The sequence below is a fragment of the Pseudomonas sp. JZ114 genome, from assembly GCF_051027705.1.
Lineage (GTDB): Bacteria > Pseudomonadota > Gammaproteobacteria > Pseudomonadales > Pseudomonadaceae > Chryseomonas > Chryseomonas luteola.
The window spans coordinates 1,727,789-1,752,003 of the sequence record NZ_CP069256.1 but is presented as its reverse complement, the minus strand read 5'-3'; the positions used below and the strand labels follow the sequence as shown (position 1 = coordinate 1,752,003).

Sequence of the window (24,215 nt, the reverse complement as noted above, 5' to 3'; positions counted from 1 at the left end):
GGCATTACCGTCCAGTGGCGCTCACACGAACCGAGCGCCACTCGTGATCATTTTATTTTTTTCAAACGTCTGGCTATCCGCTGGGCGCACATCCGGGAGCAGTGACTGAAGCACGATTCCTTTAGGAAGCGTTTCTTACACGTATGTCCTACAGGTTTTTGCGGTTTCGAACAGATTGCAATCAGCCCCGCTGACGGGTCAGCTGTACGCCGATTGGCGCAAAGGTATCTCATGTTGATACCCAAGCGTTATGGAGCGACACCAGGGAAAGTCCGCGCGACCAGAATGCCAGGAAAGAACAAACATCACTCATGACAGAAGCGTGCAAGCAGCGGCCCCTTCCGAACTATCACGAAAAGCGCCCGCCTGCTCACCACTCTATAGAAATAAGCCGGAAGTAGCAGGCCTATCCTTCAGGCCTGCTACCCAAGCATTTACGTTATGCCAGGCTCTTGCTTACCACTTCATACACATCGCTCGAGAGCTGACCGCTTGCCATGATCCGCTCCAGTTCTCCACGCATGAGTTGCTGGCGGGTTTCATCGTACTTGCGCCAGCGGGTCAACGGCGTTAGCAGGCGGGATGCAATCTGCGGATTCAAGGCATTGAGCGTAATGATCTGATCAGCCAGGAAGCGATAACCGCTGCCGTCCTTTTGATGGAAATTGATCAGGTTCTGGTTGGCGAAGGCTCCGATAAGTGCACGAACCTTGTTGGGGTTCTTCAAGGTGAAGGCAGGATGCCCCATCAATGCCTTGACGCGGTCCAAACCACCCGGACGGTAACTGGCCGCCTGCACACTGAACCAGGAGTCCATGACAAGCGGATCATTCTTATAGCGCTCGGCAAAGCGCTTCAGCACCTCGGTCTTCTCCGCCTCGAAGTCGGAGTTTACCAAGGCTGACAGCGCCGCCAGGCGTTCCGTCATGTTGTCACAGTTGTCGAACTGCTCCTGAGCCGCTGCAACCACTTCCGGCTTGCGGCTCAGCATGAGATAGCCTAGTGCGATGTTCTGCAAACTGCGGCGAGCAATATGATCCGCCTGGGCAACATACGGCGTATTGCGTGAGGTTTCGCGGTTCGCCTGATAGCGCTTCCACAGCGGCTCATACAACGCCTTAACCAATTCATCACGAGCGAAGTCACGGGCAGCATGGATAGCATCGATATCAGCGACCTCAGACAGCTCGACCAGATACGCCTCCGTTGGAAGCGTCAGCATTTCTGCCACCATAGCCTGATCCAGGCGCTCGTCTTCCAATACCGTGCGCAGCGCCTCGACAAGACGCTGGTCGAGTACCATCACCTCACCCTTCTGCTGTTGAATGATCAGCTCCTGCAAGACCTGTACAGCCAGTTGCTGACCAGCATCCCAACGATTGAACCCGTCGGAATCGTGCTGCATGAGGAACATCAGCTGCTCACGCGTATAGGGGAAGCTAAGCTTGACCGGTGCGGAAAATCCGCGCAGCAATGAGGGCAGCGGTTTTTCCTTCATACCTTCGAACGTAAAGGACTGCTCAGCCTCGGTTACGGCAATCACGCGATCTGTTACAGCGTCTTCCGTCTCACCAGCAAGGCGTAGCGGCAATTCTTGCCCTTGCTCCCCCAACAGCCCTAACTTGACCGGAATTACGAACGGCTCCTTGGTGGACTGGCCAGGGGTTGGCGGACAGCTCTGGCGGAAGGTCAGCGTATAGGTTTTGGCCTGTTCATCAAAGGCTTCAGCCACCTCCAGACGCGGTGTACCGGACTGGCTGTACCAGCGTTTGAACTGAGTGAAGTCGGCGCCGTTAGCATCTTCCAAGGCCTTGACGAAATCCTCGACAGTGACCGCCTGGCCATCATGGCGCTCGAAGTACAGATCGGTCCCCTTGCGGAAACCATCTGCACCTAACAGAGTGTGCAGCATGCGCACCACCTCAGCACCCTTTTCATAGACAGTCAGGGTGTAGAAGTTGGAGATCTCGATAAAGGAATCCGGGCGCACCGGGTGTGCCATCGGACCGGCGTCCTCTGCGAACTGATTGGTCCGCAGAAAAGCCACGTCCTCGATACGCTTGACTGTTTCCGAGTTCATGTCGGAGGAGAATCCGGCATCACGGAATACGGTGAAGCCTTCCTTCAGGGATAGCTGGAACCAGTCACGGCAGGTGACACGGTTACCCGACCAGTTATGGAAGTATTCATGGGCAACGATAGCCTCGACCCGCTGATGCGCGGCGTCTGTGGCAGTGTCCGGGCTTGCCAGAACAGCGCTGGAATTGAAAATGTTCAGCCCTTTGTTTTCCATGGCGCCCATGTTGAAGTCGTTCACCGCAACGATCATGAAAATATCCAGATCGTATTCACGGCCATAGACTTCCTCATCCCAGCGCATGGAGCGCTTGAGGCTGTCCATGGCATGCTGCAGCTTGCCGATGTTTTCCGGCTCCACATAGATCCGCAGGGCTACGTCGCGTCCGCTTCCTGTGGTGTATGTATCCTCAATACACCAGAGGTCACCGGCTACCAGCGCGAACAGGTAGGACGGCTTCTTGAAGGGATCTTCCCAGGTCGCCCAGTGACGTCCGCCCTCTTCCTCACCGTTGGCAATCGGGTTGCCATTGGAAAGCAGGATCGGATACTTGACCTTGTCCGCCTTGATGGTTGTGGTAAATACGCTCATCACATCCGGGCGGTCGAGGTAGTAGGTGATCTTGCGGAAACCCTCGGCCTCGCACTGCGTACAGAACATCTTGCCAGAGGTATACAGGCCTTCCAGCGCCGTATTGGTTTCCGGATGGATGCGTACAGTGGTGCTGAGAGTGAAGTTGTTGCCACAGGGCTGGATCGTCAGGTGATCGGACTCGATCTGATACTCATTAGGCGTCTGGGGCTCGGCATTGACCGACAGGCTCAACAGCTCAAGCTCTTCCCCCTGCAAAACAAGGGGTGGCAGACCGGCGCCTCGGTCAGGGTTACGCCGCATATGCAACTCGGCATGAACGAGCGTATGGTCATCGAACAGCTCGAACGTGAGATGCGTCTCGTCAATGAGGTACTCAGGGGCCTGATAGTCCTTGAGATGTATCGTCTTCGGTTGCTCGGTGCGCATGACGTAACCCTTATGCTAATTCACGACGGCGGTTGTACCGCGGCGGCTTAATGATGCACGGCCAGCTGGTAAGCTGTGTATTTGCGAATATTAATGACCCCGGTATCAAACATCAGATATTGACCCTTGATACCAAGCAGTGTGCCTTCTACTACAGGCGTCTTCTCCAGATCGTGGCTAACAATCTTGGTGGGATACACCTTAACCGGATAATGAATCTGAAGCGGCTCCATGTCGACTATTGGTTGGATCGCCTGCAGGCCAAAACGCTCCTGAAGCACGTGCATCCCTTGCGCACAGGCATCCAGAATCTGGTCGCGCAGCGCAGCGAGGTCCGCCTGCTCTGCCTCTCCCTTGAGCATAGCGCGCCAGTTGGTGCGGTCTCCTACCTGGCTACGAAAAAGGTCCTCCACCAGACCCGATTGCTGCCGGGTAGCCACACGCAAGATGGCCAGCGCCTGATGAGCACCCTGGTCGATCCAGCGAGTAGGTATCTGATTGGCACGCGTAATACCGACCTTAAGCCCTGAGGAGTTGGCCAGGTAGACGATATGGGGCGTCATGCAAAAAGACTCTCCCCACTCCGGCTCGCGACAGGTGCCATGCTCGAAATGGCACTTCTCAGGACTCATCATGCAGCTATCGCACTGGGCAAGGGAGGTAAAACAGGGATAACAGTAACCCTGACCGAAGCTCTTCTTGGTCTTGCGGCCACAATGGATGCAATGGATTTCACCCAGGTACTCCAGACGGATTCTTTCGCCAATCAGCGGATTGACGGGAACCTCTGTTTCGCCCAGGCGAAACGAATACTGCACGGGCTCGCCGAGGCACACCGTCATCTTGCTTAGCGCGCCGCGCCCTAACTCTGTCATGGTGTTGCACTACCTTTTAAAATGAAAGCGCCACGGCTGTAGGGCCGCGGCGCTTGGAACTGCGGTGATGCGAAGATCAGTGAATCGCGTCGGACTTGAAGAGAAGATTGGGAATCGGCTCGGACTTTGAGCTGCATTCCTGTGGTCCCATGTAGCCGACTCGCTGGTCCTCCGGGACATGCCTGGCCTCATAGGCAATGACTGCCTGCAAACTGAGCTCGACCTGCTCGCGCGTCAGCTTGCGGCCATCCGGCCATTTACCGATTTCTACGGCGCGTTTTAGGTTCTCGTAGATTTCCGGCGTGATGTTATCGAGCATCTGGGCAAAGGGTGTAGACATGCTCCCGCTCCTGCTAAGTAGAAATACCGGCAAATAAAGGCTTAAGTGTAGCGGGAGGCGAATGCTTGCGCACAGCCATCCGGCAAGGCATGGCCCCTCCTGCAAGAAGCCATGCAAATATTCTATTTGGCGTCGGGCTGCGTTATTTTCAACTGCTGCGGCTGGGCATCTTTCACCGCAATCGGCTTGCTAAGCGCAACCCACTCACCTGACGTCGGATTTCCCTGTCGAGAGATACGCGCAACCAGCTGAACCTGATCAAAACCTGACAGCTTCAGCTGCGGCATCATCGCATCTGCGTCACTCAGCGATACCCTGGCAGGCAGGTCCGCTACTGTCAGACGCTTTACTGCCAATGGCATGGGTGGCCCTGATACAGCGCGGGCAAACACGAACACGGTATCACTCGCCTTGACACGTGAGCTCACGCCTGGATCAAGACTTACCGTGACGCTCAGGGTAACTGATTGAGTAGCACTGACTGAAGATACAGCTTCGCCGCTAGCGCCCATATAGCGCCGGGCCCGCTCGATACCACTTTGAATAGCCTTACGGGACGGATCACCAGTAGGCAGCTGATCGACCAAGGTTTGCCAATGAGTGATTGCACCGGCGTAATCCTTCTGCTCGAACGCCGCTATACCCAGGAGCCCAAGCGTAGTCACCTCCTTGGGATTGGCCTTGAGCGCTTCGTCAGCCAACGTCTTGACCTCCGGGGTCAAGACTTTACCGTCCGCAAAATACTGCGCCTGCGCCAGCTGCCCTAGCAGCTCAGGTTGACGCCCGGCCTGCCGGACTGCCTGGGTAAACGCATGAGCAGCCTCGCTGAAACGCTCCTGGCTCATATACGTACGGCCTAACAGGTACCAGCCATCGGAGGACTCGGGCTGGACGGCAACCGCCCGCTCCAGCCGAGAAGTCATTTCATCCATGGAGCGCGGCGGCTGGCTGAACTCTCGAGTGAGCTCAACCCGGTCACTGGCGCCCCAATGCAGATAGAGCCCCAGCCCGGCGAGCGGAACGATCAACGCCACGATCAACGGTGCGGCGCGCCCGCTTTTGGTACCCCCGGTATCACTGCCTGCCTGCTCAGCATCGGACAGCAGTTCACGTGCTGCCTCGGAGCGGCCTTCCTCCCACTGCGCAGCCGTCAACAGGCCTGCAGCGTGTTGCTGGGAGAGCTCTGTCAGTCGCTCCTCGTAAAGCTCAACGTTGACGGCGGCACGGTCTTTACCAGAGGCAACGTGCTGACGGCGTATCGCGGGAATCAGGAGGAAGCCCAAGGCAACGAGCAGCAGCAGCCCTATGGCGAGCCAGAAATCGATCATCAGAAATCTTTCTTTTTCAGAAGTGATGCAAGGCGTGCCTGCTCATCGGCAGACAATGGAGCATTGGATGGCAAGGTTTGTTGCTGGCGACGTCGCACGATGATCAGGATGATACAGAACCCTAAGATTAAAAACGCAGCCGGCCCATACCAGAGCAGCCAGGTCCGCTGTTCAACAGGCGGCCTGTACATGACGAACTCACCATATCGCGCCACCAGATAGTTGATGATCTGCTCATCGCTTTTACCTTCGTTCATCAGACGATGAATCTCTCCTCGCAAATCAGCGGCGATGGGTGCATTCGAGTCGGCAAGGTCCTGGTTCTGGCACTTCGGGCAGCGCAATTCACGCGTCAGTGCTTGAAAGCGCTCGCGCTCGGCATCGTTTGTATACGCGAAGGTTTCGATGGCAGCCTGTGCAACGCCTATCCATATAAACAGCAATAATAACGATGCTCCTATCCGGCGGATCATGGCGCCTCCATGAGCTGCTGGTAACGCGGCGCCAGCTCATCACGCCACACCTGTTGGCTTACAATGCCTACATGTTTGTAGCGGATGACGCCTTTGCTATCGATCAGATAGGTTTCTGGTGCGCCGTATACACCCAAGTCCAGACCCAGGCTGCCTTTGTCATCGCGAACGTTGAGCTGATAAGGGTTGTGGAATTCCCTCAGCCACCTCAATGCGCTGGCATTATCGTCCTTGTAATTGATGCCGTAGATGATGATGCCCTGCTCTTTGAGCGTATTCAGAACGGGATGCTCCTCCCGGCATGCGACACACCAGGTGCCCCATACATTGACCAGGGCTGGCTTGCCTTGAAAATCAACCTGAGTCAGGGTTCGGCCGGGGTCGTCAACAGCGGGCAATGAAAACCCCGGCAATGGCTTGTCGATCAGTGCGGACGGTAGCTCAGATGGATTCAGATACAGGCCCTTGAATAGAAAGCCAGCCATGGCAAGGAAAAGAACGAGTGGAATCAGTAGAACCAGGCGACGCTTCATGCCTGCGCCTCCTTGAGCCCCAGGGACCGACTGGCACGCTGACGCACCTTGAGTCGATAACGTTTGTCCGACATGGAAAGTAGTCCACCTAGCGCCATCAGCACGCCCCCCAGCCATATCCAGCGTACGAATGGCTTGATATGAATGCGGACTGCCCAGGCCCCGTCTTCCAACGGCTCACCAAGCGCCACGTATAAATCACGCATAAGCCCTGCATCGATGCCTGCCTCGGTCATGACCGAGCGCTGTACTACATAAAGACGCTTTTCCGGATGCAGAACCGCAACATTCTGATTGCCTTTCGAGACCCGCAGAGTGCCATAGTCCGACTTGAAGTTAGGCCCCTCGAAATGCTGAGTGCCATCGAAAATGAAGTGATAACCTGCCAGCTCGACCGACTCCCCTGGCGCCATGCGCAGGTCGCGCTCAGCGGAGAACTGGGTAGAGAGCACTATCCCTAATGCCGACACCGCAAGCCCCAGATGGGCAGCCTGCATCCCCCAGTAACTGCGACCGAGGCTGCGAATACCCTTGAGCCAACCTTTATGGCGCGTCTTGTCCTGCAGATCGCGAAGGCCAGCCAGTACAACCCAGGACGCCAACGAGCACGCCGCCAGCACCGCCCAATGAAAGTCGCCCAGCATGAACGCTGCCAGCACGCCGAGAACAACGCTGACAATAAGTATTGGCATGAGCATGCCCTGCAACCAGCGCACAGGGGTGCTCTTCCAGCGCACCAGTACGCCGATTGCCAGTGCAATCATCAGTATGACCATCAGCGGTACAAACAGGGCATTGAAATAAGGCGGACCAACAGACAGCTTGGCACCGCTTAGCGCATCAATGATCAGCGGATACAGCGTACCTAGCAGGATCATGGACGCCGCTACGACCAGAATGAGGTTATTGATCAGCAGGAGCGTTTCCCGAGACCACAACTCAAATCCAACCTGACTTTTAACAACAGGTGCCCGCAGGGCAAACAGGGTTAACGAGCTGCCTACCACGACCAGAAGGAAGGCAAGGATAAACACCCCACGGGTGGGATCTGAAGCAAACGCATGGACAGAGGTCAGCACGCCTGAGCGAACCAGGAACGTACCCAGAAGACTCAAGGAAAACGCAGCAATTGCCAGCAATACCGTCCAGCTCTTGAAGACTCCACGTTTTTCCGTGACGGACAACGAATGGATAAGCGCTGTCCCGACCAGCCACGGCATGAATGATGCGTTTTCTACCGGGTCCCAGAACCACCAGCCACCCCAACCCAGCTCGTAATAGGACCACCAGGAACCCAGGACAATACCGATACCCAGGAATGTCCAGGCCACCAGCGTCCAGGGCCGGGACCAGCGGGCCCAGGCCGCGTCCAGACGCCCGCCCAGCAAGGCCGCAATGGCAAAGGCAAAGGCGACGGAAAACCCCACGTAGCCCATATACAACATAGGCGGGTGCACAATCAGCCCAACATCCTGCAACAAGGGATTCAGGTCATTTCCATCCACAGGCGACTGGGGCAGCAGGCGTGAGAATGGATTGGACGTCATGATCAGGAACAGCAAGAAACCTGAGCTGATCATTCCCATGATGGACAGAACCCGCGTCAGCATGTCTTCGGGCAATTGCCTGGAGAAGATGGAAACAGCAAACGTCCAGCCGCCAAGGATCAGAGCCCATAGCAGCAGCGATCCCTCATGCGCACCCCAGACTGCACTGAATTTGTAGTACCAGGGCAATAGACTGTTGGAGTTCTCCGCCACATAGGTTACTGAGAAGTCGTTCGTCAGGAATGACCAGGTCAGGCAGCCAAATGAAAAAAGAAGGAAAGCGAATTGTCCCCAGGCCGCCGGCCGCGCAAGCCCCACCCATTGCCGGTTGCCTCGCCATGTGCCCAGCAAGGGAAACGTCGACTGGACCACAGCCATGCACAGCGCAAGTATCAGAGCCAGGTGGCCTAGTTCAGGAATCATGAATTTCTCGCATTACACTAAAAACAAAAATGCAGAGCCCGGCAGCATCAGCTGCCCTTCTGGTTACTAAACTGCTGGTAGGCGCCACTGTCCCTGAGGGCCTTGGTTACTTCAGGCGGCATGTAATTTTCGTCGTGCTTTGCCAACACTTCGTCGGCATTGAGCACACCGGATGCATCGAGCTTGCCTAACGCGACGATCCCCTGCCCTTCGCGAAACAGATCCGGCAGGATGCCATGGTACCTGATGGAAATGTGTTGAACGCCATCACTCACGATGAAGCGTACATCGAGCGAGTCGGCCGATCGCTGGAGAGAGCCCCGCTCGACCATACCGCCCGCCCTGATACGAGTGCCCACGGGGGCTTCACCCGAAACGATCTGGCTGGGCGTGTAGAACAGGTTGATGTTCTGTTGCAATGCCGACAAAGCCAGGGCCACGGCGACCCCAACGCCAGCCAGAATCGCCAGAATGATCAAAAGACGTTTTTTACGGACAGCATTCACGGGTTCATCTCCCGACGCAGGCGGCGTGCTTCGCTCTGCAGATAACGACGGTGTGCCAGCCGTGGCATCACGATATTGATTATCAGGACCAGTGCAGTGATTCCGTAAGCTGACCACACATAAGGTCCGTGATGACCCATGGCCAGAAACTCGCCTATCGAATGAAACGTCATGCTTTACCCCTTTTACCAAGGCTCTCTTCAACCACTGCCTTGGCCCAAGACGTTCGTGATTCGCGGCGTAAGATTTCAAGACGCATGCGCATCAGGACAACAGCGCCGAAGAAACAATAAAAACCAACCACCATTATTAGAAGCGGAAGCCACATCTCGATGGGCATTGCCGGTTTTTCGGTAAGCGTGAACGTGGCAGGCTGATGTAGGGTGTTCCACCATTCAACGCTGTATCTAATGATTGGCAGGTTGATAACACCTACGATGGCGAGTACCGCGCAGGCCTTGGCCGAACTTTCCCGATTGGAAATAGCCTGCCCCAACGCAATGATGCCGAAATACAGGAACAGCAGGATTAACATGGAAGTCAGCCGTGCATCCCACACCCACCAGGCACCCCAGGTTGGCTTGCCCCATATCGACCCGGTTACCAGCGCAACAAAAGTCATCCAGGCGCCTACGGGCGCTGCGCATTTGAGTGCGACATCGGCCAGCTTCATTTTCCAGACCAGGCTTACTACCCCGGCAATTGCCAGAAGCAGATACCCCGACTGCGCCAAAAATGCAGCAGGTACATGGATATAGATGATGCGAAAGCTATTACCCTGCTGATAATCCTGCGGCGCAAAGACCAGGCCCCATACCATGCCTACTATAACGAAGCATGCCGCCGCCCACGCCAGGATGGGCAACCACCGGCTACTGATCTCGTAAAACCATTTGGGCGAGCCCAGTTTATGAAAAAACGTCCACTTCATGACTGTTCCACATTATTCACCCACACTGATCCGTAACCCAGCGCCAATAGCGAACGGAGAGAACGTCAGCGATAAAACCATCAAACTTCCCAGCCACAAAAGCTGTCCTGCGGCGGGCATTCCATGAAGAGAGGCTTGCAATGCACCGCTGCCCAGAATGAGCACCGGAATGTAAAGCGGAAGAATAAGCAGAGCCAGCAGCAACCCGCCCCGCTTGAGCCCTACAGTCAGCGCTGCACCTACAGCACCCAGTAAACTCAACACAGGCGTACCGAGCAGCAACGATAGCAGCAGCACCCCCAAACACTGGACAGGAAGCCCCAGCATGAGCGCCAGGACAGGCGAGAGCACGATTAGCGCCAGCCCGGTAAACACCCAGTGCGCCATCACCTTGGCCAATACCAGAACAAAGAGTGGGTGCGGCGAGAGCACCCATTGCTCAAGTGAGCCGTCCTCAAAATCGCTACGAAACAGGCCGTCCAGTGAAAGCAATACCGCCAACAAGGCAGCGACCCAAATCAACCCTGGCGACAGCTCTTTCAACAGCTGGCTTTCAGGTCCCACCGCCAGGGGAAACAGGGCAATCACGATCGCAAAGAACACCAAGGGATTGGCCAGCTCCACCGGGCGTCGGCATAGCAGTAGCGCTTCACGTTTAAGCAGAAGCACGAAGAGCCCGCTCATGAGCCCCCCTGCCCTAGCTCTAGCTGGCGATAGCGCGTCGGCGTTTGCGTCATTTGATGATGCGTAGTAAGCACCACTGCTCCACCCTGTTCACAGTGCTGGTTCAAATGCCGCTCAAGATGCTCCACCGCTTGGCGGTCGAGAGCCGTAAACGGCTCATCGAGTATCCACAAGGCAGGAGGGCCAAGATACAGGCGAGCCAATGCGACACGACGCTGTTGTCCGGCAGAGAGCGTATGGCAGGGAACATCCTCGAAGCCAGACAGCCCTACGCTGTCCAGAGCCTGCCAGATTGCTTCCCGAGTGGCGGGCCTGTTTAAGGCGCACAACCATGTGAGGTTTTCCTCGGCAGTCAGGAGTCCCTTGATTCCAGTCGCATGGCCAAGCCAGAGTAACTGCCTGAACGGCTCGTGTCGCTGCCTACCAGCCAGACGCACCTCACCGGCCGTTGGAGCCATAAGCCCTGCCAGAAGACGTAGCAGACTGGTTTTACCGCTGCCATTCGGCCCCATTATCTGCAGCATTTCACCAGATTCGAGCACAAGATCCAGCTGCTCGAACAGCACGCGCTCGTCACGCTCACAGGTGAGCGCAACGGCTTCAAGACAAGGGGGTATCACTACACGCAACCATTGGCATCAAGTCGGAACGGAATCGGCCGCTATAGTAGGCTGGAAACAAGACCAAGCCCGTCAATTGGCCAGCATTATACACATCACGCCAGCCTGGACGACCGACTGCATGAAACTATCAGAGTGGCTACATGGCTGACATAGGCACTATCCGCCCCGCTTCTGCCCCAGTTGTCCCAATGCGGGCAGCGTTACCCGCCGAGCCGGCCGTGCGGATTACCTTGCCGACAGAAAGCCCTCTGCTGCCCGGCGAAACAGCCCAGGCGCAAGTTGTTGCCCTTAAGCAGAACCTGCAGAGTTTTCAGTTATTGCTGCAGTTGACGCTTGCCAATGGACGTCAACTTACCCTACCGGCGGAAAGCACTTCACCCCTGCCAACCGGTTCGCTACTAAACATCATGGCGTTATCGTCTACCCGCCTGGCTGTACAGATCGAGGCCAAGGCAGAGACGCCTTTGAAAAGCCTGGATACCAAAGCGCTTCCGCCAGGCACCCTGCTGCAGACGCGAGTGGTCAGCAGTCAACCAGCCGACGCCTCTGAGGGGCAGATATCCTTCAAATCCGTTGTGACATTGCTCAACGGTGCCCTTGCAGGCAAACAACTGATAATCGAATCGCTAAATGCCCTTAAGCCCGGCAGCCTGATAACGGTTGCGGTACGCGATGCACAGCAGGTTGCTCTGGTGCCCTCCAGCGGAAGACTCGATCAGATTGAGCTGGGACAGCAGTTGACGGCTCAGTTCCAACGACAAGGCTCGCTGGCCCAGTTGTTTCAAGCTCTGCCGCTACTAACGGACTCGCCCGCCACGCCCGGCGTGTTGCGCGATACGCTTGGTCAGCTGCTCGCCTCCGTACCCGAGGTTGAAGAACTCAAGAACCCGGATGTCGTAAAAACCCTGTTCGAGCGAAGCGGCATTTTGCTGGAGCGACACCTTATTTCAGGTGAGACCGAACGGCTGCCGCAGGATTACAAGACGCTCCTGCTCCGCCTGATCAGTCAACTGAGCCATACTACAACGACTTCGACCACTTTTCCTCCTCAAGCCGGCGTGCCAAACCTGCCAGGAAGCCTGCGCAATGCCCTAACGGCATTGGGCCAAGGCAACCCTAAGCATGCTGCGTTGAGCTTTCCCTTGCCATCACGGGTAGTTAGCTCGCTCCTGCAGGAAGGCATGGAACTTGAAGAGTTGCTCAAGTTGGCAACAGCAGCCCTATCACGCCTGCAAACTCATCAGCTGTCTGGCGTTGAACAGACACAGCACTACCCGGATGGATCCATGCTGCTTACCTGGCAAGGGGAACTTCCCATGCGTAACGGTGAGCGCATCACCAGTCTGCAATACAAGCTGCAAGAGGAACGCCCTTCCAAAAGCGCTGGCGAACTGCGTGACAGCATCTGGAAGCTCGACCTTGCCTTTGATCTTGAGCCGCTCGGCAATATGCAGGTCGAGGCTAAACTTGCTCGCGGTACGCTTTCGAGCCAGTTCTGGGCCGAGCAGAAGGAAACCGCCGCGCTCATTACCCATGAGCTGGAGCATTTCAAGGAGCGATTGCTGGAGGCCGGGCTTCTGGTAGGCGAGCTGCAATGCACGCTGGGAAAACCGGTGCGTGGACTACGCACGCACATTGAAGAACGCTGGATAGATGAAAGCGCATGAGTACTTCGAAGCAGGCTATTGCACTGGTCTATGACGGCCAGACCGCTCCCACCCTAACAGCCAAAGGCGATGCAGATCTTGCCGAAGCCATTCTGGCATTGGCCAGAGAGCACGAAATCCCTATCTATGAGAACGCTGACCTGGTACGCCTGCTGGCACGCCTTGAGCTTGGCGATGCCATTCCTGAAGCGCTATACCGCACGATTGCCGAAATCATCGCGTTCGCCTGGTATCTGAAGGGCAAGCATCTGCAGAGCCTGTCATGCAGGCAGGATGATCCCATCCTATCGGCGCTATCCGGAAAATGCTGAAACATCTTATCGAGAGCACAAAAAAGCCATCAGTGCATGACTGATGGCTTTCCGGGAAATGAAGAAATGCAAGGCCTGCCGGATATGACACAAGATCTGTGGCAGGCTTGCGAGATGCACTTTGTCAGGATTGCTGACGCGCCTTATGCATCTTACTGATCAGTTCGGCCTCGGCCCGTGAAAGGCCGCAGGACTGAGTCAGATCATCGACGCTGGCACCCAACCCCACAAGGCGCGCAGCCTGACTGAACGACAGGCTGGCCGGATCGCTTTGTTCGATACGGGTCAGCCTGTCAGGCAGGGGTGCAACCATCTCATTAATTTCATGCAATTGCTCCCCCATACGGACCGTGCCGGCCTGATAGGTTTCCAGCCGCTTGGCTAGAGCCCTCAAGCGCTTTTCGGTTGTTTCCTCATGCTGGGCAAGCTTTGACGCCTGCCGTTTAAGCTCCTGCCATAGCAGAAAGCAGGCACCCGCCAGCCCAAGGCAAATGAACACCAGCACGATCAACGCTGCCAACATTAGATACTTTCCAACTCAGACCATTCTTCTTCGCTCATCATCTTATCCAATTCGACAAGAATCAGCAGCTCGCCGTTCTTGTTGCAAACGCCCTGGATAAACTTGGCGGATTCATCGTTACCCACGTTTGGCGCGGTTTCGATTTCAGATTGACGTAAATAAACGACTTCAGCCACGCTGTCGACAAGAATACCAACGACTTGCTTGTCGGCCTCGATAATCACGATACGGGTGTTATCCGTGATCTCGGCAGAGTCCAGGCCAAAACGCTGACGTGTATCAATTACCGTCACGACGTTACCGCGCAGGTTGATGATACCCAGCACGTAGCTTGGAGCACCTGGCACCGGAGCTATTTCCGTATAGCGCAGCACTTCCTGAACCTGCATGACGTTGATACCGTACGTCTCGTTGTCCAGACGGAAGGTTACCCACTGCAGGATTGGATCTTCGGAACCTTGTGCAGACGTTTTCTTCATTTTCCCAGCCTCGTTGATACCGCCTTGGCGGTCTTGGCGGTCTTCCCGCCTTGGTTGATCCAGAATCGACCCCTTAAGCGTAGGTCAACCCTTCTATTGTTTCCTTTGCTTTGCAGCACCGCTTTCAATCAGCGCCGCAAGCGCCGATACATCCAGCAAGGCACACATATGCTCAATTACCGTTCCCGCCAGCCATGGCCGCTGGGATCGTTGCGTTCGCCATTTGACCTCGGCAGGGTCCAGACGTATCGAACGGCTGACCTGGTGTACCGCAATTCCCCAGTCATACCCTTCAACCGAGATAACGAACCGGAGGCCTTCCTTGAAGTCTTCGCGGTAGCGCTCTGGCATGACCCAGCGCGCGGCATCCAATACCTTCAAATTACCCTGCGGGCTGGGCAGGATGCCCAGGAACCAATCGGGCTGACCAAACAATGGCGTCAGCTCGCGGCCTTCCAGTGAATGAATCGTTCCCAAACATATCAGCGGCACAGCAAGGGTCAGCCCCGCCACGTCGAACAACAGACATTCAAACGGCTCTTCAGCCCATTCCGGCCTTCCGTCGTCGCTTACCTTGAAAGGCTGCACCTGCTGCTCGACAGCCTGAACAGTTCTTAACGGAATAACGGTATCGACAAATTTTTCCGGCTCTGCCACTACAGGCTTAACAACCGGCACCACAGGCAGGCTGTTCTGGGCAGGCGTTTCCCTGACCAGGGCATCGCGTGCCTTCTCCTCACGTACAGCCGCCTCGAACTCGTCCAAAGACACGCTTTGGGCCGTAGGCGCAACAGGATCAGGCGCAGCCACGGACACCACTTCAACCAACGAGACGACAACCGCCTCATGCTGGAGGGCGGCAGGCGTCTCTACCGGCAGCTCGAGTGTCGCCTCCATCAGCAGCGCATCCAGATAGGACTGCAAAGCCAGCTGTGGACGAATTTCAGTGCTAGTAGAACGGTTCATGTCACGTATCACACTTCAAGATTGAAGAAACTATCGGCTGGATACCGCAAAAACTTGAGTACTGCATCACTATGTCTTCACGCGACGTTCATTGAGGCAGGCTGCATATCAAGCAGATGCTTAAGCAACGCCCTATATGCAATGACACCACGACTATTCGCATCGTTCTGCGAGGGGGTTATCCCTGCACGGCTGGCATCCCGTAGCTTGGTATCAATGGGAACGAACGCTTGCCACAGGTGCTCGACGTAATTGTCTCGGAGGTATTTGAGCGTCCCCAGCGAAGCCTGGGTACGCCGGTCGAACAGCGTCGGTACGATCGTGTAAGGAAGCGCCTGTTTTCTGGAGCGGTTGATCATGGCCAATGTATTGACCATGCGCTCCAATCCTTTGATCGCCAGAAATTCCGTTTGCACAGGAATGACCAACTGCTGGCTTGCCGCCAATGCATTGACCATCAGAATGCCCAACAAGGGCGGACTGTCGATCAGGGCATAATCAAAATCATTCCACAACTGCGCGAGGCTTTTGGAAATCACCAACCCCATGCCATTCTGCCCCGGCGATTGCCGCTCCAAGGTCGCCAGCGCCGTACTGGCCGGCAGCATTGAGATGCGCTCATGGCTGGTCGGTAGCAGAAGTTGCTTGGGTAGCCCGTCCGGAACCTGCCCCTGATGCAGGAACAATTCGAAGGCGCTGCGTTCCAGTCGATCCGGGTCCTGTCCAAAATAACTCGTCAAGGAGCCATGGGGGTCAAGATCGACCATCAGGACACGCTTGCCCAAGTCAGCCAGAAGCCCTGCCAGCGAAACAGACGTTGTTGTCTTGCCTACTCCGCCCTTTTGATTGGCTATTGCCCAAACTCTCACGTTCTACCCTCCCCAGGCAGCGTACTGCATTGCCAAGGCCAAGCCGCTGGATATACCAGCGGCGAAGATTTGACAGCGATTGGTTCTATCGCTTACTTGGAGGGAGCAGGTGCACTTTGCGTGCCATTTCTACCAGAAGCGGAGCGCTCCTGAAAACCACTCACGCCACGGTGAATGTCGACATTCCGTGAAATGAGCAACACCACCCGACGGTTCCGCGCCCTGCCCTCAGGGGTGGAGTTATCTGCTATTGGTTGATAGCTGCCATACCCGACCACCGCGAGCCGTTCGGGTGTAACGCCATCACCAATCAGCAGCCGAGCAATACTGGCGGATCGCGCCGCTGAAAGCTCCCAGTTGGTGGGGTATTGAGGCGTACTGATGGGAATATTGTCAGTAAACCCTTCTACCTGAATCGGGTTCTTGTAAGGCGCCAGAATTTTGGCAACCTTCGCCATCAAGCCAAAGGCTGGATCGCCTGGAATGGCATCCCCGCTAGGAAAAAGCAGATTGGAATTCAGCTCGATTTCCAACCAGGTCTCGGTTGCCCTCAGAGTCATCTGGTCTGAATTGATGAGATCGCCAAAGGCGTTCTGCATACTGGTTGCTATCTGCTCAAGCGGATCGACTGCTTGAGTAGTCGCCGGCGCGTTATCTGATGCAGGCGTATTCTGCTCGATGGTAGGCTGAACACTGCGAGGCACCTGATCCCCAATGGGAATAGGTTTCATGGAGCGATCCGGCTCTGTAAAGATACCGGTCAGCGTCTCGGATAGAATCTTGTACTTGCCCTCATTGATGGATGAGATGGAATACATCACAACAAAGAAGGCAAACAGCAAGGTGATGAAATCCGCGTAGGACACCAGCCAGCGTTCGTGATTTTCATGCTCCTCGTGTCGACGGCGACGCATCGGTTACTCCATGAAGCCTTGCAGCTTGAGTTCGATGGAACGAGGGTTTTCACCTTCGCCAATAGACAGCAAACCTTCCAGAAGCATTTCTCGGTAGCGAGTCTGACGCAGCACCATGCCTTTGAGCTTGTTGGCAATCGGAAGCAGTAACAGGTTAGCGAATGCGACCCCGTAGATTGTGGCTACGAATGCAACAGCAATCCCGTTACCCAGCTGGGAAGGGTTTGCCAAGTTCTGCATGACATGGATAAGCCCCATCACGGCACCGATAATCCCAATGGTAGGCGCATACCCACCCATGGCCTCGAACAGCTTGGCCGCCTGGATATCACGATCTTCCTGGCCATACATATCGACTTCCAGAATGCTGCGAATGGCTTCAGGCTCGGCACCATCGACCAGCAGCTGCAGGCCTTTGCGAGCGAATGGATCACGTTCGGCATCCACGAGCGGTTCAAGCCCCAGCAGACCTTCCTTACGGGCAGACATGCTCCAGCCAATGATGCGATTGATACCGGCTGGCATGTCGACTCTTGGCGGCAAGAAAACCCAACTGAGCATTGTCAGGGAGCGCTTGAGAACACGGATAGGCGTCTGCAGCATGGCCGCACCGCATGTGCCGCCCAGTACGATCAGGGCAGCAGGCCCGTTGAGTAGAGCAGCAATGGTGCCACCCTCAAGAAAATTACCTCCAATGATGGCGATAAAGGCCAACAGGATGCCAATCAGGCTCAAGACATCCACACATCATCTCCCTAAGGCATGGCAGCAAGCCAAAACCTGTCAAATTCAAATCCGGCGCCGCTCCTGTCTAGCAAGAGCGGTACCATTACATGCACGCGTCAGTAATGTGTCGACCGATGTCGTCAAGACTGTAGACGGCATCTGCCAGATTTGCCTTGACCACGGCCATGGGCATGCCATAAATCACGCAGCTGGCCTCGTCCTGCGCCCAGATCTGGCTACCAGCCTGCTTGAGCAGGCGAGCACCTTCACGGCCATCGGAGCCCATGCCGGTCAGCACCACCGCCAATACCTTGTCCGGGAAAACCTTGGCCGCCGAGCCAAAGGTGATATCGACGCAGGGCTTGTAATTCAGTCGCTCATCGCCCGGCAATATCTTCACGCCGCCACGCCCATCCAACATCATCTGCTTGCCGCCAGGCGCCAGTAGCGCCAGCCCAGGACGAAGCTGATCGCCATCCTCAGCTTCCTTGACAGAAATCTTGCACAATTTGTCCAGACGCTCTGCAAACGCCTTGGTAAAGGCGGCAGGCATGTGCTGAATCAGCACGATTGGCGCTGGAAAGTTGGCAGGCAATTGGGTCAGTACCCGTTGCAACGCCACAGGACCACCGGTCGACGTACCGATGGCCACCAGCTTGTAATTCTTGCGCCGTGGCGCAGCACTGGTCACCGACGCTGAAGCCGAGGAGCCTGCCGGATGTGCCGAAGCAGTCCGCGCCGCCGGGCGAGGGGTTGTCGAGGTGGGTGCAGGCGCATGGGCCGACACACTTCCAGACGATAACCGGCGGTTGCTGCGCGCAATGGTATGGATCTTCTCGCACAACAAGCGCTTTACGCTCTCGGGATGGCGGGAAATATCCTCGAAATTCTTGGGTAGATAATCTACCGCACCCGCATCCAACGCATCGAGCGTAACCCGAGCGCCTTCATGCGTCAGCGACGAAAACATCAGAACAGGCGTCGGGCACTTCTGCATGATGTGCCGAACGGCCGTAATGCCATCCATGAAGGGCATCTCATAATCCATGGTAACGACGTCGGGTTTCAACGCCATCACCTGATCAATCCCTTCACGCCCATTGGTCGCCGTACCGACGACCGTAATATTGGGATCACCCGCCAGGATTTCAGTCAAACGGCGGCGGAAGAAACCCGAATCATCCACCACCAACACTCTTACAGCCATATGACACTCCTAACGGCGGGGCTTCGACTCAAATACCGCGGCGCGCGTAGCGCTTGAGCATGCTCGGTACGTCAAGGATCAATGCGATCCGGCCATCACCTGTAATGGTGGCTCCCGACATACCCGGCGTTCCTTGCAACATCTTGCCTAATGGCTTGATGACTACTTCTTCCTGACCTACGAGTTGATCCACAACAAAACCGATGCGTTGCGTACCGACCGACAGGATAACAACGTGACCTTCCTGCTGTTGCTCATCGTAAGCCGCATCCTTGACCAGCCAGCGCTTGAGGTAGAACAGCGGCAGTGCTTTGTCGCGAACCACGACCACTTCCTGACCGTCGACCACATTGGTGCGAGAGAGGTCCAGGTGGAAGATCTCGTTCACGTTGACCAGTGGGAATGCAAAGGCCTGATCGCCCAGCATTACCATCAGGGTTGGCATGATCGCCAGGGTCAGCGGGACCTTGATCACAATCTTGGAGCCCTGCCCCTTGTTGGAGAAGACGTTTACCGTGCCGTTAAGCTGTGTAATCTTGGTCTTCACCACGTCCATGCCCACACCACGACCGGAAATATCGGAGATTTCGGTCTTGGTTGAAAAGCCTGGTGCAAAGATCAGATTGTAGCATTCAAGATCGGTCAGACGTTCCGCCGCATCCTTATCGAGCAGGCCTTTTTCAACAGCCTTGGCGCGCAGAGCGTTGGGATCCATCCCTTTGCCATCGTCGGAAATGGCCAACAGGATATGATCGCCCTCCTGCTCCGCAGACAGAACGACACGGCCCGCACGGGCTTTGCCATTCTTCTCGCGCTCGGCAGGCTCCTCGATTCCATGGTCGACCGCGTTGCGCACCAAGTGCACCAGCGGGTCAGCCAAGGCCTCTACCAAGTTCTTGTCGAGATCGGTTTCTTCACCCACAAGCTCAAGGTTGATTTCTTTCTTCAGGTTGCGCGCCAAGTCACGAACCAGACGCGGGAAGCGTCCGAATACCTTCTTGATTGGCTGCATGCGCGTCTTCATGACCGAGGTCTGAAGATCCGCTGTCACAACGTCCAAGTTTGATACAGCCTTGGCCATGGCCTCATCGCCGCTGTTCAGCCCAAGACGAACCAGACGATTACGCACCAGCACCAGCTCACCGACCATGTTCATGATCTCGTCGAGACGGGCGGTGTCCACACGCACGGTTGTTTCAGCTTCGCTGGCCGGCTTCTCGCCTGCCGGGGCCGCCGCCGCACGCGGTTCAGCTTTGGGTGCTGCGCTGGCTGTCGGTGCAGGGGCCGCTGCAGGCTGGGGCTTCGCCACAGGAGCAGATGCTGCCTTGGCAACCGGAGCAGGTGCAGGCGCTACAGGAGCAGCCGCAACACCACCATCGAAACGGCCCTTTCCATGCAGTTCATCCAGCAGAGACTCGAACTCGTCATCCGTGATTTCATCACCTGACTTGGCTACCGGAGCAGCAGCCTTGGCAGGTTCGGACGGCGCTGCAACAGCAGCATCAAACTTACCTTTGCCGTGCAGCTGATCCAGCAGAGATTCAAACTCGTCATCCGTGATCTCGTCACCTGACTTGGCTACCGGAGCAGCAGCCTTGGCAGGCTCGGACGGCGCTGCAACAGCAGCATCGAACTTGCCTTTGCCGTGCAGCTGATCCAGCAGAGATTCAAACTCGTCATCGGTGATTTCGTCGCCAGATGCAGGTACGGCTGAGCCAACGGCTGCCACAGGTGCAGGCTCATTCCCGATTGCATCGAGGAGTCGGTCAAACTCATCGTCGCTTACATCACTGGCAGCAGGTGCCTGGACAGCAACCACAGGGACCTGAACCGGCTCCACGGCAGTGGGAGCAGGTTCGGCGCCTTCAGGCTCCGCCAGACGTGCCAAGGCAGCCAGCAGCTCAGGAGTAGCCGGTGTCGGCTCAGTACGCTCACGTACCTGGCCGAACATTTCGTTTACCGTATCCAGAGCTTGAAGGACAACGTCCATCAGCTCGGCATCAACGCGGCGCTCACCCTTACGCAGGATGTCGAACACGTTTTCGGCAATGTGGCAGCACTCAACAAGGGCGTGCAGCTGGAGGAAGCCTGCCCCTCCCTTTACCGTGTGGAATCCACGGAAGATGGCGTTGAGAAGATTCATATCATCCGGGCGGCTTTCGAGTTCCACCAATTGCTCGGACAACAATTCGAGAATCTCGCCGGCCTCTACCAGGAAATCCTGGAGGATTTCTTCATCGGCGTCGAAGCTCATTCATGCACTCTCCAAAAAGGCCAGGTTTAGAAACCAAGGCTGGACAGAAGGTCATCTACGTCATCCTGGCTGGATACGACGTCTTCTCTTTTATCGGCATGAATCTGCGGACCTTCACCCTTCGAAGACTTTTCTTTTTGAATTTCTTCGATGGCCTTGACGTGGTCGTGGCTAATTCCTGCATAACGATCCACCTGACCGGCCATACGGACCAGCTTGACGAGATCGCGCTCGACTTGTGTAACAAGGTTCGTCACACGCTTGATGACTTGACCGGTAAGATCCTGATAGTCCTGCGCCAACAGGATATCGTTCAGCAACGAAGACAGCTTGTGGGCGTCCTCATCGCTGCGCCCCAGAAACGCACCGACGCGCTTGGCCAGCTCGCGGAACTCCTCGGCACTGAGCTCGCGCCGCATAAAGCGGCCCCACTCGGCGTGGAGGTCATGAGCGTCCTTACCAAATGATTCGATAAGCGGTGTGCTGGCATCGACCAAGTCCATGGTACGGTTGGCAGCACGCTCCGTCATTTCCACAACGTAGCTTAGGCGATCGGTGGCGTCTGCAATGTTTGTTACTTCATTGGCATAGGACGCCTGGGGATCGATCTGGAAGTTGACGATCGCGTTGTGCAACTCACGCGTCAGCTTGCCGATTTCCTGATACAGACCACGATCTCGCACCTGATTGAGCTCATTGATGAGCTGCACTGCCTGGCTGAAATTGCCATCTTCAAGGCTGGCAACCAGCTCTTGGGCATGCTTTTTCAGGGTCGATTCCAGGTCTTCGAATGATTTACTGCCAAGGTCCATAACATCCTCGAGATGGTTATCAGCCGTTGACCCGCTCAAAGATCTTGTCGATCTTTTCTTTGAGCACCTGGGCAGTAAACGGCTTCACAACGTAACCATTCACACCCGCTTGAGCTGCCTCGACAATTTGTTCGCGCTTGGCTTCGGCCGTTACCATCAGAACAGGCAGGTTCTTCAGGCGTGCATCGGCACGGACTTCCCGTAGCAGGTCGATACCGGTCATACCCGGCATGTTCCAGTCCGTTACCAGGAAGTCGAAGTTGCCGCTTTGCAGCATCGGCAACGCCGTCAAGCCGTCGTCGGCCTCGGTAGTATTGGTGAACCCCAGATCTCGCAGCAGATTCTTGATGATGCGTCTCATGGTGGAAAAATCGTCCACGATGAGAATTTTCATATCTTTGTCCAAGTCGACCTCCATCCTTACCCCAGACATGCCTTTTCAAAGGCATGCCATACATGCTTAGTGTTTTGCCTTAGCGCGAACGCCATTCAGCCAGACGAGCCCGCAGACGTGCTGCGCACTGACTGTGCAGTTGACAGACTCGGGATTCACTTACCCCAAGCACCTCTCCGATTTCCTTTAGGTTCAACTCCTCGTCGTAATACAGCGACAAGACGAGACGCTCACGCTCTGGAAGATTGGCAATGGCTTCCGCCAGGGCCTGCTTGAAACGATCATCTTCCAGTCCTCGACCTGGCTCGAAATCATGGGCTCCGCTCTCTTCGAGACCGTGCTCACCCTCTTCCATCAAGTCATCGAAGCTGAACAGGCGACTTCCCAATGTGTCATTGAGAATGCCGTAATATTCTTCAAGGCTTACACCAAGTTCGGCAGCAACTTCAGGATCTTTAGCGTCACGACCCGTTCTTGCTTCAACAGCACGAATCGCATCGGCCACCATACGGCTGTTACGATGCACCGAACGAGGTGCCCAATCACCTTTGCGAACCTCGTCCAGCATGGCTCCGCGGATACGGATACCGGCATAGGTTTCAAAGCTTGCACCTTTGCCGGCATCGTACTTCTTGGAGGCCTCGAGCAGGCCGATCATGCCGGCCTGCATGAGATCTTCCACCTGTACATTGGCAGGCAGACGCGCCAACAGGTGATAGGCAATGCGCTTGACCAGCGGCGCATACTGATTGATCAGTTGCTCCTGCTGTGAATGGGTCTGAGATTTACTGTACATACGGAGACCGCTGGACGCTGTCATACATTTGGCCCTACAGTGGGTTGCACCAATCGTTCGACGAAAAACTCCAAGTGACCGCGTGGGTTGGCCGGCAAGGGCCAAGCATCCACCTTCTGGGCAATAGCCCGGAAAGCCAGAGCGGCTTTGGAGCGCGGGTATGCTTCGTATACGGACCGCTGCTTCTGGACGGCTTTCCGTACACATTCATCAAAAGGAACCGCACCCACATACTGCAGAGCCACATCCAAGAAACGGTCAGTTACCTTGGTCAGCTTAGCAAAGAGATTGCGACCTTCCTGGGGCGTCAATGCCATATTCGCCAGTACGCGAAACCGCGTGATTCCATGATCGCGGTTGAACATCTTGATAAGCGCATAAGCGTCCGTGATCGAAGTAGGCTCATCACAGACCACCAGAAGTACCTCCTGGGCAGCCCGTACAAAGCTCACGACCGAATCACCGATGCCGGCAGCCGTATCGACAACAAGCACATCGATATCGTTGCTGATGTCACTGAATGCCTGGATCAGACCGGCATGTTGAAGAGACGACAACTGCACCATGGCTTGCGCACCGGAAGCGGCCGGAACGACCCGGATACCGCCAGGGCCTTGCAAAATCACGTCGCGAAGATCACATTTGCCTTCGATCACATCGGCGAGCGTCTGCTTCGGAGTCAAACCGAGCAAAACGTCGACGTTTGCCAAGCCCAAGTCGGCATCGAGCAACATGACACGTCGGCCCAGTTCAGCCAACGCCAGCGAAAGGTTTACCGAAACGTTGGTTTTCCCAACACCTCCCTTGCCGCCTGTCACTGCAATTACCTGTACGGGATGCATACCCATTGCTGTACACCTATGAAAAACCAGCCAGCCCGTAGAGGGCACTTATGGTGTAGCCAGATCGTTATGCTAACGAGCCAGCTGGCACTAAA

Annotated in this window: 26 protein-coding genes; 2 read left to right on the top strand and 24 right to left on the bottom strand. The window is 55.9% G+C overall.

Features of this window, described 5'->3' with window-relative positions; translation table 11 throughout:
* Nucleotides 1-439 precede the first annotated feature (439 nt).
* The 12 genes from pepN to ccmA all read right to left on the bottom strand — a co-directional run bounded on the left by pepN (nt 440) and on the right by ccmA (nt 11,357).
* Nucleotides 440-3,097 carry an aminopeptidase N gene (gene pepN / locus JQR90_RS08220; protein ID WP_434140700.1) on the bottom strand — a complete coding sequence of 886 codons (2,658 nt, stop codon included), beginning with the start codon at nt 3,095-3,097 and terminating at the stop codon, nt 440-442.
* A 47-nt stretch (nt 3,098-3,144) separates the two neighbouring features.
* Nucleotides 3,145-3,972: a DUF2797 domain-containing protein gene (locus JQR90_RS08215; protein ID WP_434140699.1), complete on the bottom strand. Its 828-nt coding sequence runs from the start codon at nt 3,970-3,972 to the stop codon at nt 3,145-3,147.
* 76 nt (nt 3,973-4,048) lie between these two features.
* A complete protein-coding gene (locus JQR90_RS08210; RefSeq protein ID WP_010797960.1) occupies nt 4,049-4,312 on the bottom strand; it encodes a YeaC family protein in 264 nt (87 codons plus the stop codon).
* 122 nt (nt 4,313-4,434) lie between these two features.
* Nucleotides 4,435-5,640, bottom strand: a complete 1,206-nt coding sequence (gene ccmI, locus JQR90_RS08205) for a c-type cytochrome biogenesis protein CcmI (protein WP_434140698.1) — start codon at nt 5,638-5,640, stop codon at nt 4,435-4,437.
* Nucleotides 5,640-6,110 carry a cytochrome c-type biogenesis protein gene (locus JQR90_RS08200; RefSeq protein ID WP_434140775.1) on the bottom strand — a complete coding sequence of 157 codons (471 nt, stop codon included), beginning with the start codon at nt 6,108-6,110 and terminating at the stop codon, nt 5,640-5,642. Before JQR90_RS08200 ends, ccmI begins: the two co-directional genes overlap by 1 nt.
* Nucleotides 6,110-6,646: a DsbE family thiol:disulfide interchange protein gene (locus JQR90_RS08195; protein WP_434140697.1), complete on the bottom strand. Its 537-nt coding sequence runs from the start codon at nt 6,644-6,646 to the stop codon at nt 6,110-6,112. Before JQR90_RS08195 ends, JQR90_RS08200 begins: the two co-directional genes overlap by 1 nt.
* On the bottom strand, nt 6,643-8,616 hold the full coding sequence (locus tag JQR90_RS08190) for a heme lyase CcmF/NrfE family subunit (protein WP_434140696.1): 1,974 nt from the start codon (nt 8,614-8,616) through the stop codon (nt 6,643-6,645). The genes JQR90_RS08195 and JQR90_RS08190 overlap by 4 nt, the downstream gene beginning before the upstream one ends.
* Nucleotides 8,617-8,663: 47 nt before the next feature.
* Nucleotides 8,664-9,122, bottom strand: a complete 459-nt coding sequence (gene ccmE, locus JQR90_RS08185) for a cytochrome c maturation protein CcmE (protein ID WP_010797955.1) — start codon at nt 9,120-9,122, stop codon at nt 8,664-8,666.
* The gene (gene ccmD / locus JQR90_RS08180; protein ID WP_019365132.1) at nt 9,119-9,295 is read right to left on the bottom strand and encodes a heme exporter protein CcmD; all 177 of its coding nucleotides are present in this window, start codon (nt 9,293-9,295) and stop codon (nt 9,119-9,121) included. The genes ccmE and ccmD overlap by 4 nt, the downstream gene beginning before the upstream one ends.
* The gene (locus JQR90_RS08175; RefSeq protein ID WP_286788721.1) at nt 9,292-10,053 is read right to left on the bottom strand and encodes a heme ABC transporter permease; all 762 of its coding nucleotides are present in this window, start codon (nt 10,051-10,053) and stop codon (nt 9,292-9,294) included. The genes ccmD and JQR90_RS08175 overlap by 4 nt, the downstream gene beginning before the upstream one ends.
* Nucleotides 10,054-10,065: 12 nt before the next feature.
* Nucleotides 10,066-10,737, bottom strand: coding sequence for a heme exporter protein CcmB (gene ccmB / locus JQR90_RS08170; protein ID WP_010797952.1), 672 nt, complete (start codon nt 10,735-10,737; stop codon nt 10,066-10,068).
* A complete protein-coding gene (ccmA, locus tag JQR90_RS08165; RefSeq protein ID WP_286788722.1) occupies nt 10,734-11,357 on the bottom strand; it encodes a cytochrome c biogenesis heme-transporting ATPase CcmA in 624 nt (207 codons plus the stop codon). The genes ccmB and ccmA overlap by 4 nt, the downstream gene beginning before the upstream one ends.
* 143 nt (nt 11,358-11,500) lie before the next feature.
* Here ccmA and JQR90_RS08160 point away from each other — a divergent pair, with 143 nt between their 5' ends.
* Nucleotides 11,501-13,027: a flagellar hook-length control protein FliK gene (locus JQR90_RS08160; protein WP_434140695.1), complete on the top strand. Its 1,527-nt coding sequence runs from the start codon at nt 11,501-11,503 to the stop codon at nt 13,025-13,027.
* Nucleotides 13,024-13,338 carry an EscU/YscU/HrcU family type III secretion system export apparatus switch protein gene (locus JQR90_RS08155; protein ID WP_010797949.1) on the top strand — a complete coding sequence of 105 codons (315 nt, stop codon included), beginning with the start codon at nt 13,024-13,026 and terminating at the stop codon, nt 13,336-13,338. The genes JQR90_RS08160 and JQR90_RS08155 overlap by 4 nt, the downstream gene beginning before the upstream one ends.
* 124 nt (nt 13,339-13,462) lie before the next feature.
* On the opposite strand, the gene JQR90_RS08150 is transcribed toward JQR90_RS08155, so the two are convergent.
* From JQR90_RS08150 to fleN, 12 genes are all read right to left on the bottom strand, one after another.
* A complete protein-coding gene (locus JQR90_RS08150; RefSeq protein ID WP_010797948.1) occupies nt 13,463-13,861 on the bottom strand; it encodes a DUF2802 domain-containing protein in 399 nt (132 codons plus the stop codon).
* Nucleotides 13,861-14,340, bottom strand: coding sequence for a chemotaxis protein CheW (locus tag JQR90_RS08145; RefSeq protein ID WP_010797947.1), 480 nt, complete (start codon nt 14,338-14,340; stop codon nt 13,861-13,863). The genes JQR90_RS08150 and JQR90_RS08145 overlap by 1 nt, the downstream gene beginning before the upstream one ends.
* A gap of 93 nt (nt 14,341-14,433) precedes the next feature.
* Nucleotides 14,434-15,306, bottom strand: coding sequence for a CheW domain-containing protein (locus JQR90_RS08140; RefSeq protein ID WP_010797946.1), 873 nt, complete (start codon nt 15,304-15,306; stop codon nt 14,434-14,436).
* Nucleotides 15,307-15,383: 77 nt separating this feature from the next.
* On the bottom strand, nt 15,384-16,175 hold the full coding sequence (locus tag JQR90_RS08135) for a ParA family protein (RefSeq protein WP_010797945.1): 792 nt from the start codon (nt 16,173-16,175) through the stop codon (nt 15,384-15,386).
* 92 nt (nt 16,176-16,267) lie between these two features.
* Nucleotides 16,268-17,089: a flagellar motor protein MotD gene (motD, locus tag JQR90_RS08130; RefSeq protein ID WP_010797944.1), complete on the bottom strand. Its 822-nt coding sequence runs from the start codon at nt 17,087-17,089 to the stop codon at nt 16,268-16,270.
* Nucleotides 17,090-17,092: 3 nt separating this feature from the next.
* The gene (locus JQR90_RS08125) at nt 17,093-17,833 is read right to left on the bottom strand and encodes a flagellar motor protein (protein WP_010797943.1); all 741 of its coding nucleotides are present in this window, start codon (nt 17,831-17,833) and stop codon (nt 17,093-17,095) included.
* A gap of 85 nt (nt 17,834-17,918) precedes the next feature.
* Complete coding sequence (locus JQR90_RS08120) at nt 17,919-19,022, bottom strand: protein-glutamate methylesterase/protein-glutamine glutaminase (RefSeq protein WP_010797942.1); 1,104 nt, start codon at nt 19,020-19,022, stop codon at nt 17,919-17,921.
* Between the two features lie 28 nt (nt 19,023-19,050).
* The gene (locus tag JQR90_RS08115; RefSeq protein ID WP_073449639.1) at nt 19,051-21,276 is read right to left on the bottom strand and encodes a chemotaxis protein CheA; all 2,226 of its coding nucleotides are present in this window, start codon (nt 21,274-21,276) and stop codon (nt 19,051-19,053) included.
* A 26-nt stretch (nt 21,277-21,302) separates the two neighbouring features.
* A complete protein-coding gene (locus JQR90_RS08110) occupies nt 21,303-22,088 on the bottom strand; it encodes a protein phosphatase CheZ (RefSeq protein ID WP_010797940.1) in 786 nt (261 codons plus the stop codon).
* A gap of 19 nt (nt 22,089-22,107) precedes the next feature.
* Nucleotides 22,108-22,482 carry a chemotaxis response regulator CheY gene (locus tag JQR90_RS08105; RefSeq protein WP_173869067.1) on the bottom strand — a complete coding sequence of 125 codons (375 nt, stop codon included), beginning with the start codon at nt 22,480-22,482 and terminating at the stop codon, nt 22,108-22,110.
* A gap of 79 nt (nt 22,483-22,561) precedes the next feature.
* A complete protein-coding gene (gene fliA / locus JQR90_RS08100) occupies nt 22,562-23,302 on the bottom strand; it encodes an RNA polymerase sigma factor FliA (protein ID WP_010797938.1) in 741 nt (246 codons plus the stop codon).
* Nucleotides 23,299-24,126 carry a flagellar synthesis regulator FleN gene (gene fleN / locus JQR90_RS08095; RefSeq protein ID WP_010797937.1) on the bottom strand — a complete coding sequence of 276 codons (828 nt, stop codon included), beginning with the start codon at nt 24,124-24,126 and terminating at the stop codon, nt 23,299-23,301. The genes fliA and fleN overlap by 4 nt, the downstream gene beginning before the upstream one ends.
* Between the last annotated feature and the right edge of the window lie 89 nt (nt 24,127-24,215).

Bases quoted from the DNA above. Each gene is read 5' to 3' on its own strand.
- pepN (WP_434140700.1), bottom strand. From the start codon at position 3,097: ATGCGCACCGAGCAACCGAAGACGATACATCTCAAGGACTATCAGGCC.
- JQR90_RS08215 (WP_434140699.1), bottom strand. From the start codon at position 3,972: ATGACAGAGTTAGGGCGCGGCGCGCTAAGCAAGATGACGGTGTGCCTC.
- JQR90_RS08210 (WP_010797960.1), bottom strand. From the start codon at position 4,312: ATGTCTACACCCTTTGCCCAGATGCTCGATAACATCACGCCGGAAATC.
- ccmI (WP_434140698.1), bottom strand. From the start codon at position 5,640: ATGATCGATTTCTGGCTCGCCATAGGGCTGCTGCTGCTCGTTGCCTTG.
- JQR90_RS08195 (WP_434140697.1), bottom strand. From the start codon at position 6,646: ATGAAGCGTCGCCTGGTTCTACTGATTCCACTCGTTCTTTTCCTTGCC.
- JQR90_RS08190 (WP_434140696.1), bottom strand. From the start codon at position 8,616: ATGATTCCTGAACTAGGCCACCTGGCTCTGATACTTGCGCTGTGCATG.
- ccmD (WP_019365132.1), bottom strand. From the start codon at position 9,295: ATGACGTTTCATTCGATAGGCGAGTTTCTGGCCATGGGTCATCACGGA.
- JQR90_RS08175 (WP_286788721.1), bottom strand. From the start codon at position 10,053: ATGAAGTGGACGTTTTTTCATAAACTGGGCTCGCCCAAATGGTTTTAC.
- ccmB (WP_010797952.1), bottom strand. From the start codon at position 10,737: ATGAGCGGGCTCTTCGTGCTTCTGCTTAAACGTGAAGCGCTACTGCTA.
- JQR90_RS08160 (WP_434140695.1), top strand. From the start codon at position 11,501: ATGGCTGACATAGGCACTATCCGCCCCGCTTCTGCCCCAGTTGTCCCA.
- JQR90_RS08155 (WP_010797949.1), top strand. From the start codon at position 13,024: ATGAGTACTTCGAAGCAGGCTATTGCACTGGTCTATGACGGCCAGACC.
- JQR90_RS08150 (WP_010797948.1), bottom strand. From the start codon at position 13,861: ATGTTGGCAGCGTTGATCGTGCTGGTGTTCATTTGCCTTGGGCTGGCG.
- JQR90_RS08145 (WP_010797947.1), bottom strand. From the start codon at position 14,340: ATGAAGAAAACGTCTGCACAAGGTTCCGAAGATCCAATCCTGCAGTGG.
- JQR90_RS08140 (WP_010797946.1), bottom strand. From the start codon at position 15,306: ATGAACCGTTCTACTAGCACTGAAATTCGTCCACAGCTGGCTTTGCAG.
- motD (WP_010797944.1), bottom strand. From the start codon at position 17,089: ATGCGTCGCCGTCGACACGAGGAGCATGAAAATCACGAACGCTGGCTG.
- JQR90_RS08120 (WP_010797942.1), bottom strand. From the start codon at position 19,022: ATGGCTGTAAGAGTGTTGGTGGTGGATGATTCGGGTTTCTTCCGCCGC.
- JQR90_RS08115 (WP_073449639.1), bottom strand. From the start codon at position 21,276: ATGAGCTTCGACGCCGATGAAGAAATCCTCCAGGATTTCCTGGTAGAG.
- JQR90_RS08110 (WP_010797940.1), bottom strand. From the start codon at position 22,088: ATGGACCTTGGCAGTAAATCATTCGAAGACCTGGAATCGACCCTGAAA.
- JQR90_RS08105 (WP_173869067.1), bottom strand. From the start codon at position 22,482: ATGAAAATTCTCATCGTGGACGATTTTTCCACCATGAGACGCATCATC.
- fliA (WP_010797938.1), bottom strand. From the start codon at position 23,302: ATGACAGCGTCCAGCGGTCTCCGTATGTACAGTAAATCTCAGACCCAT.
- fleN (WP_010797937.1), bottom strand. From the start codon at position 24,126: ATGGGTATGCATCCCGTACAGGTAATTGCAGTGACAGGCGGCAAGGGA.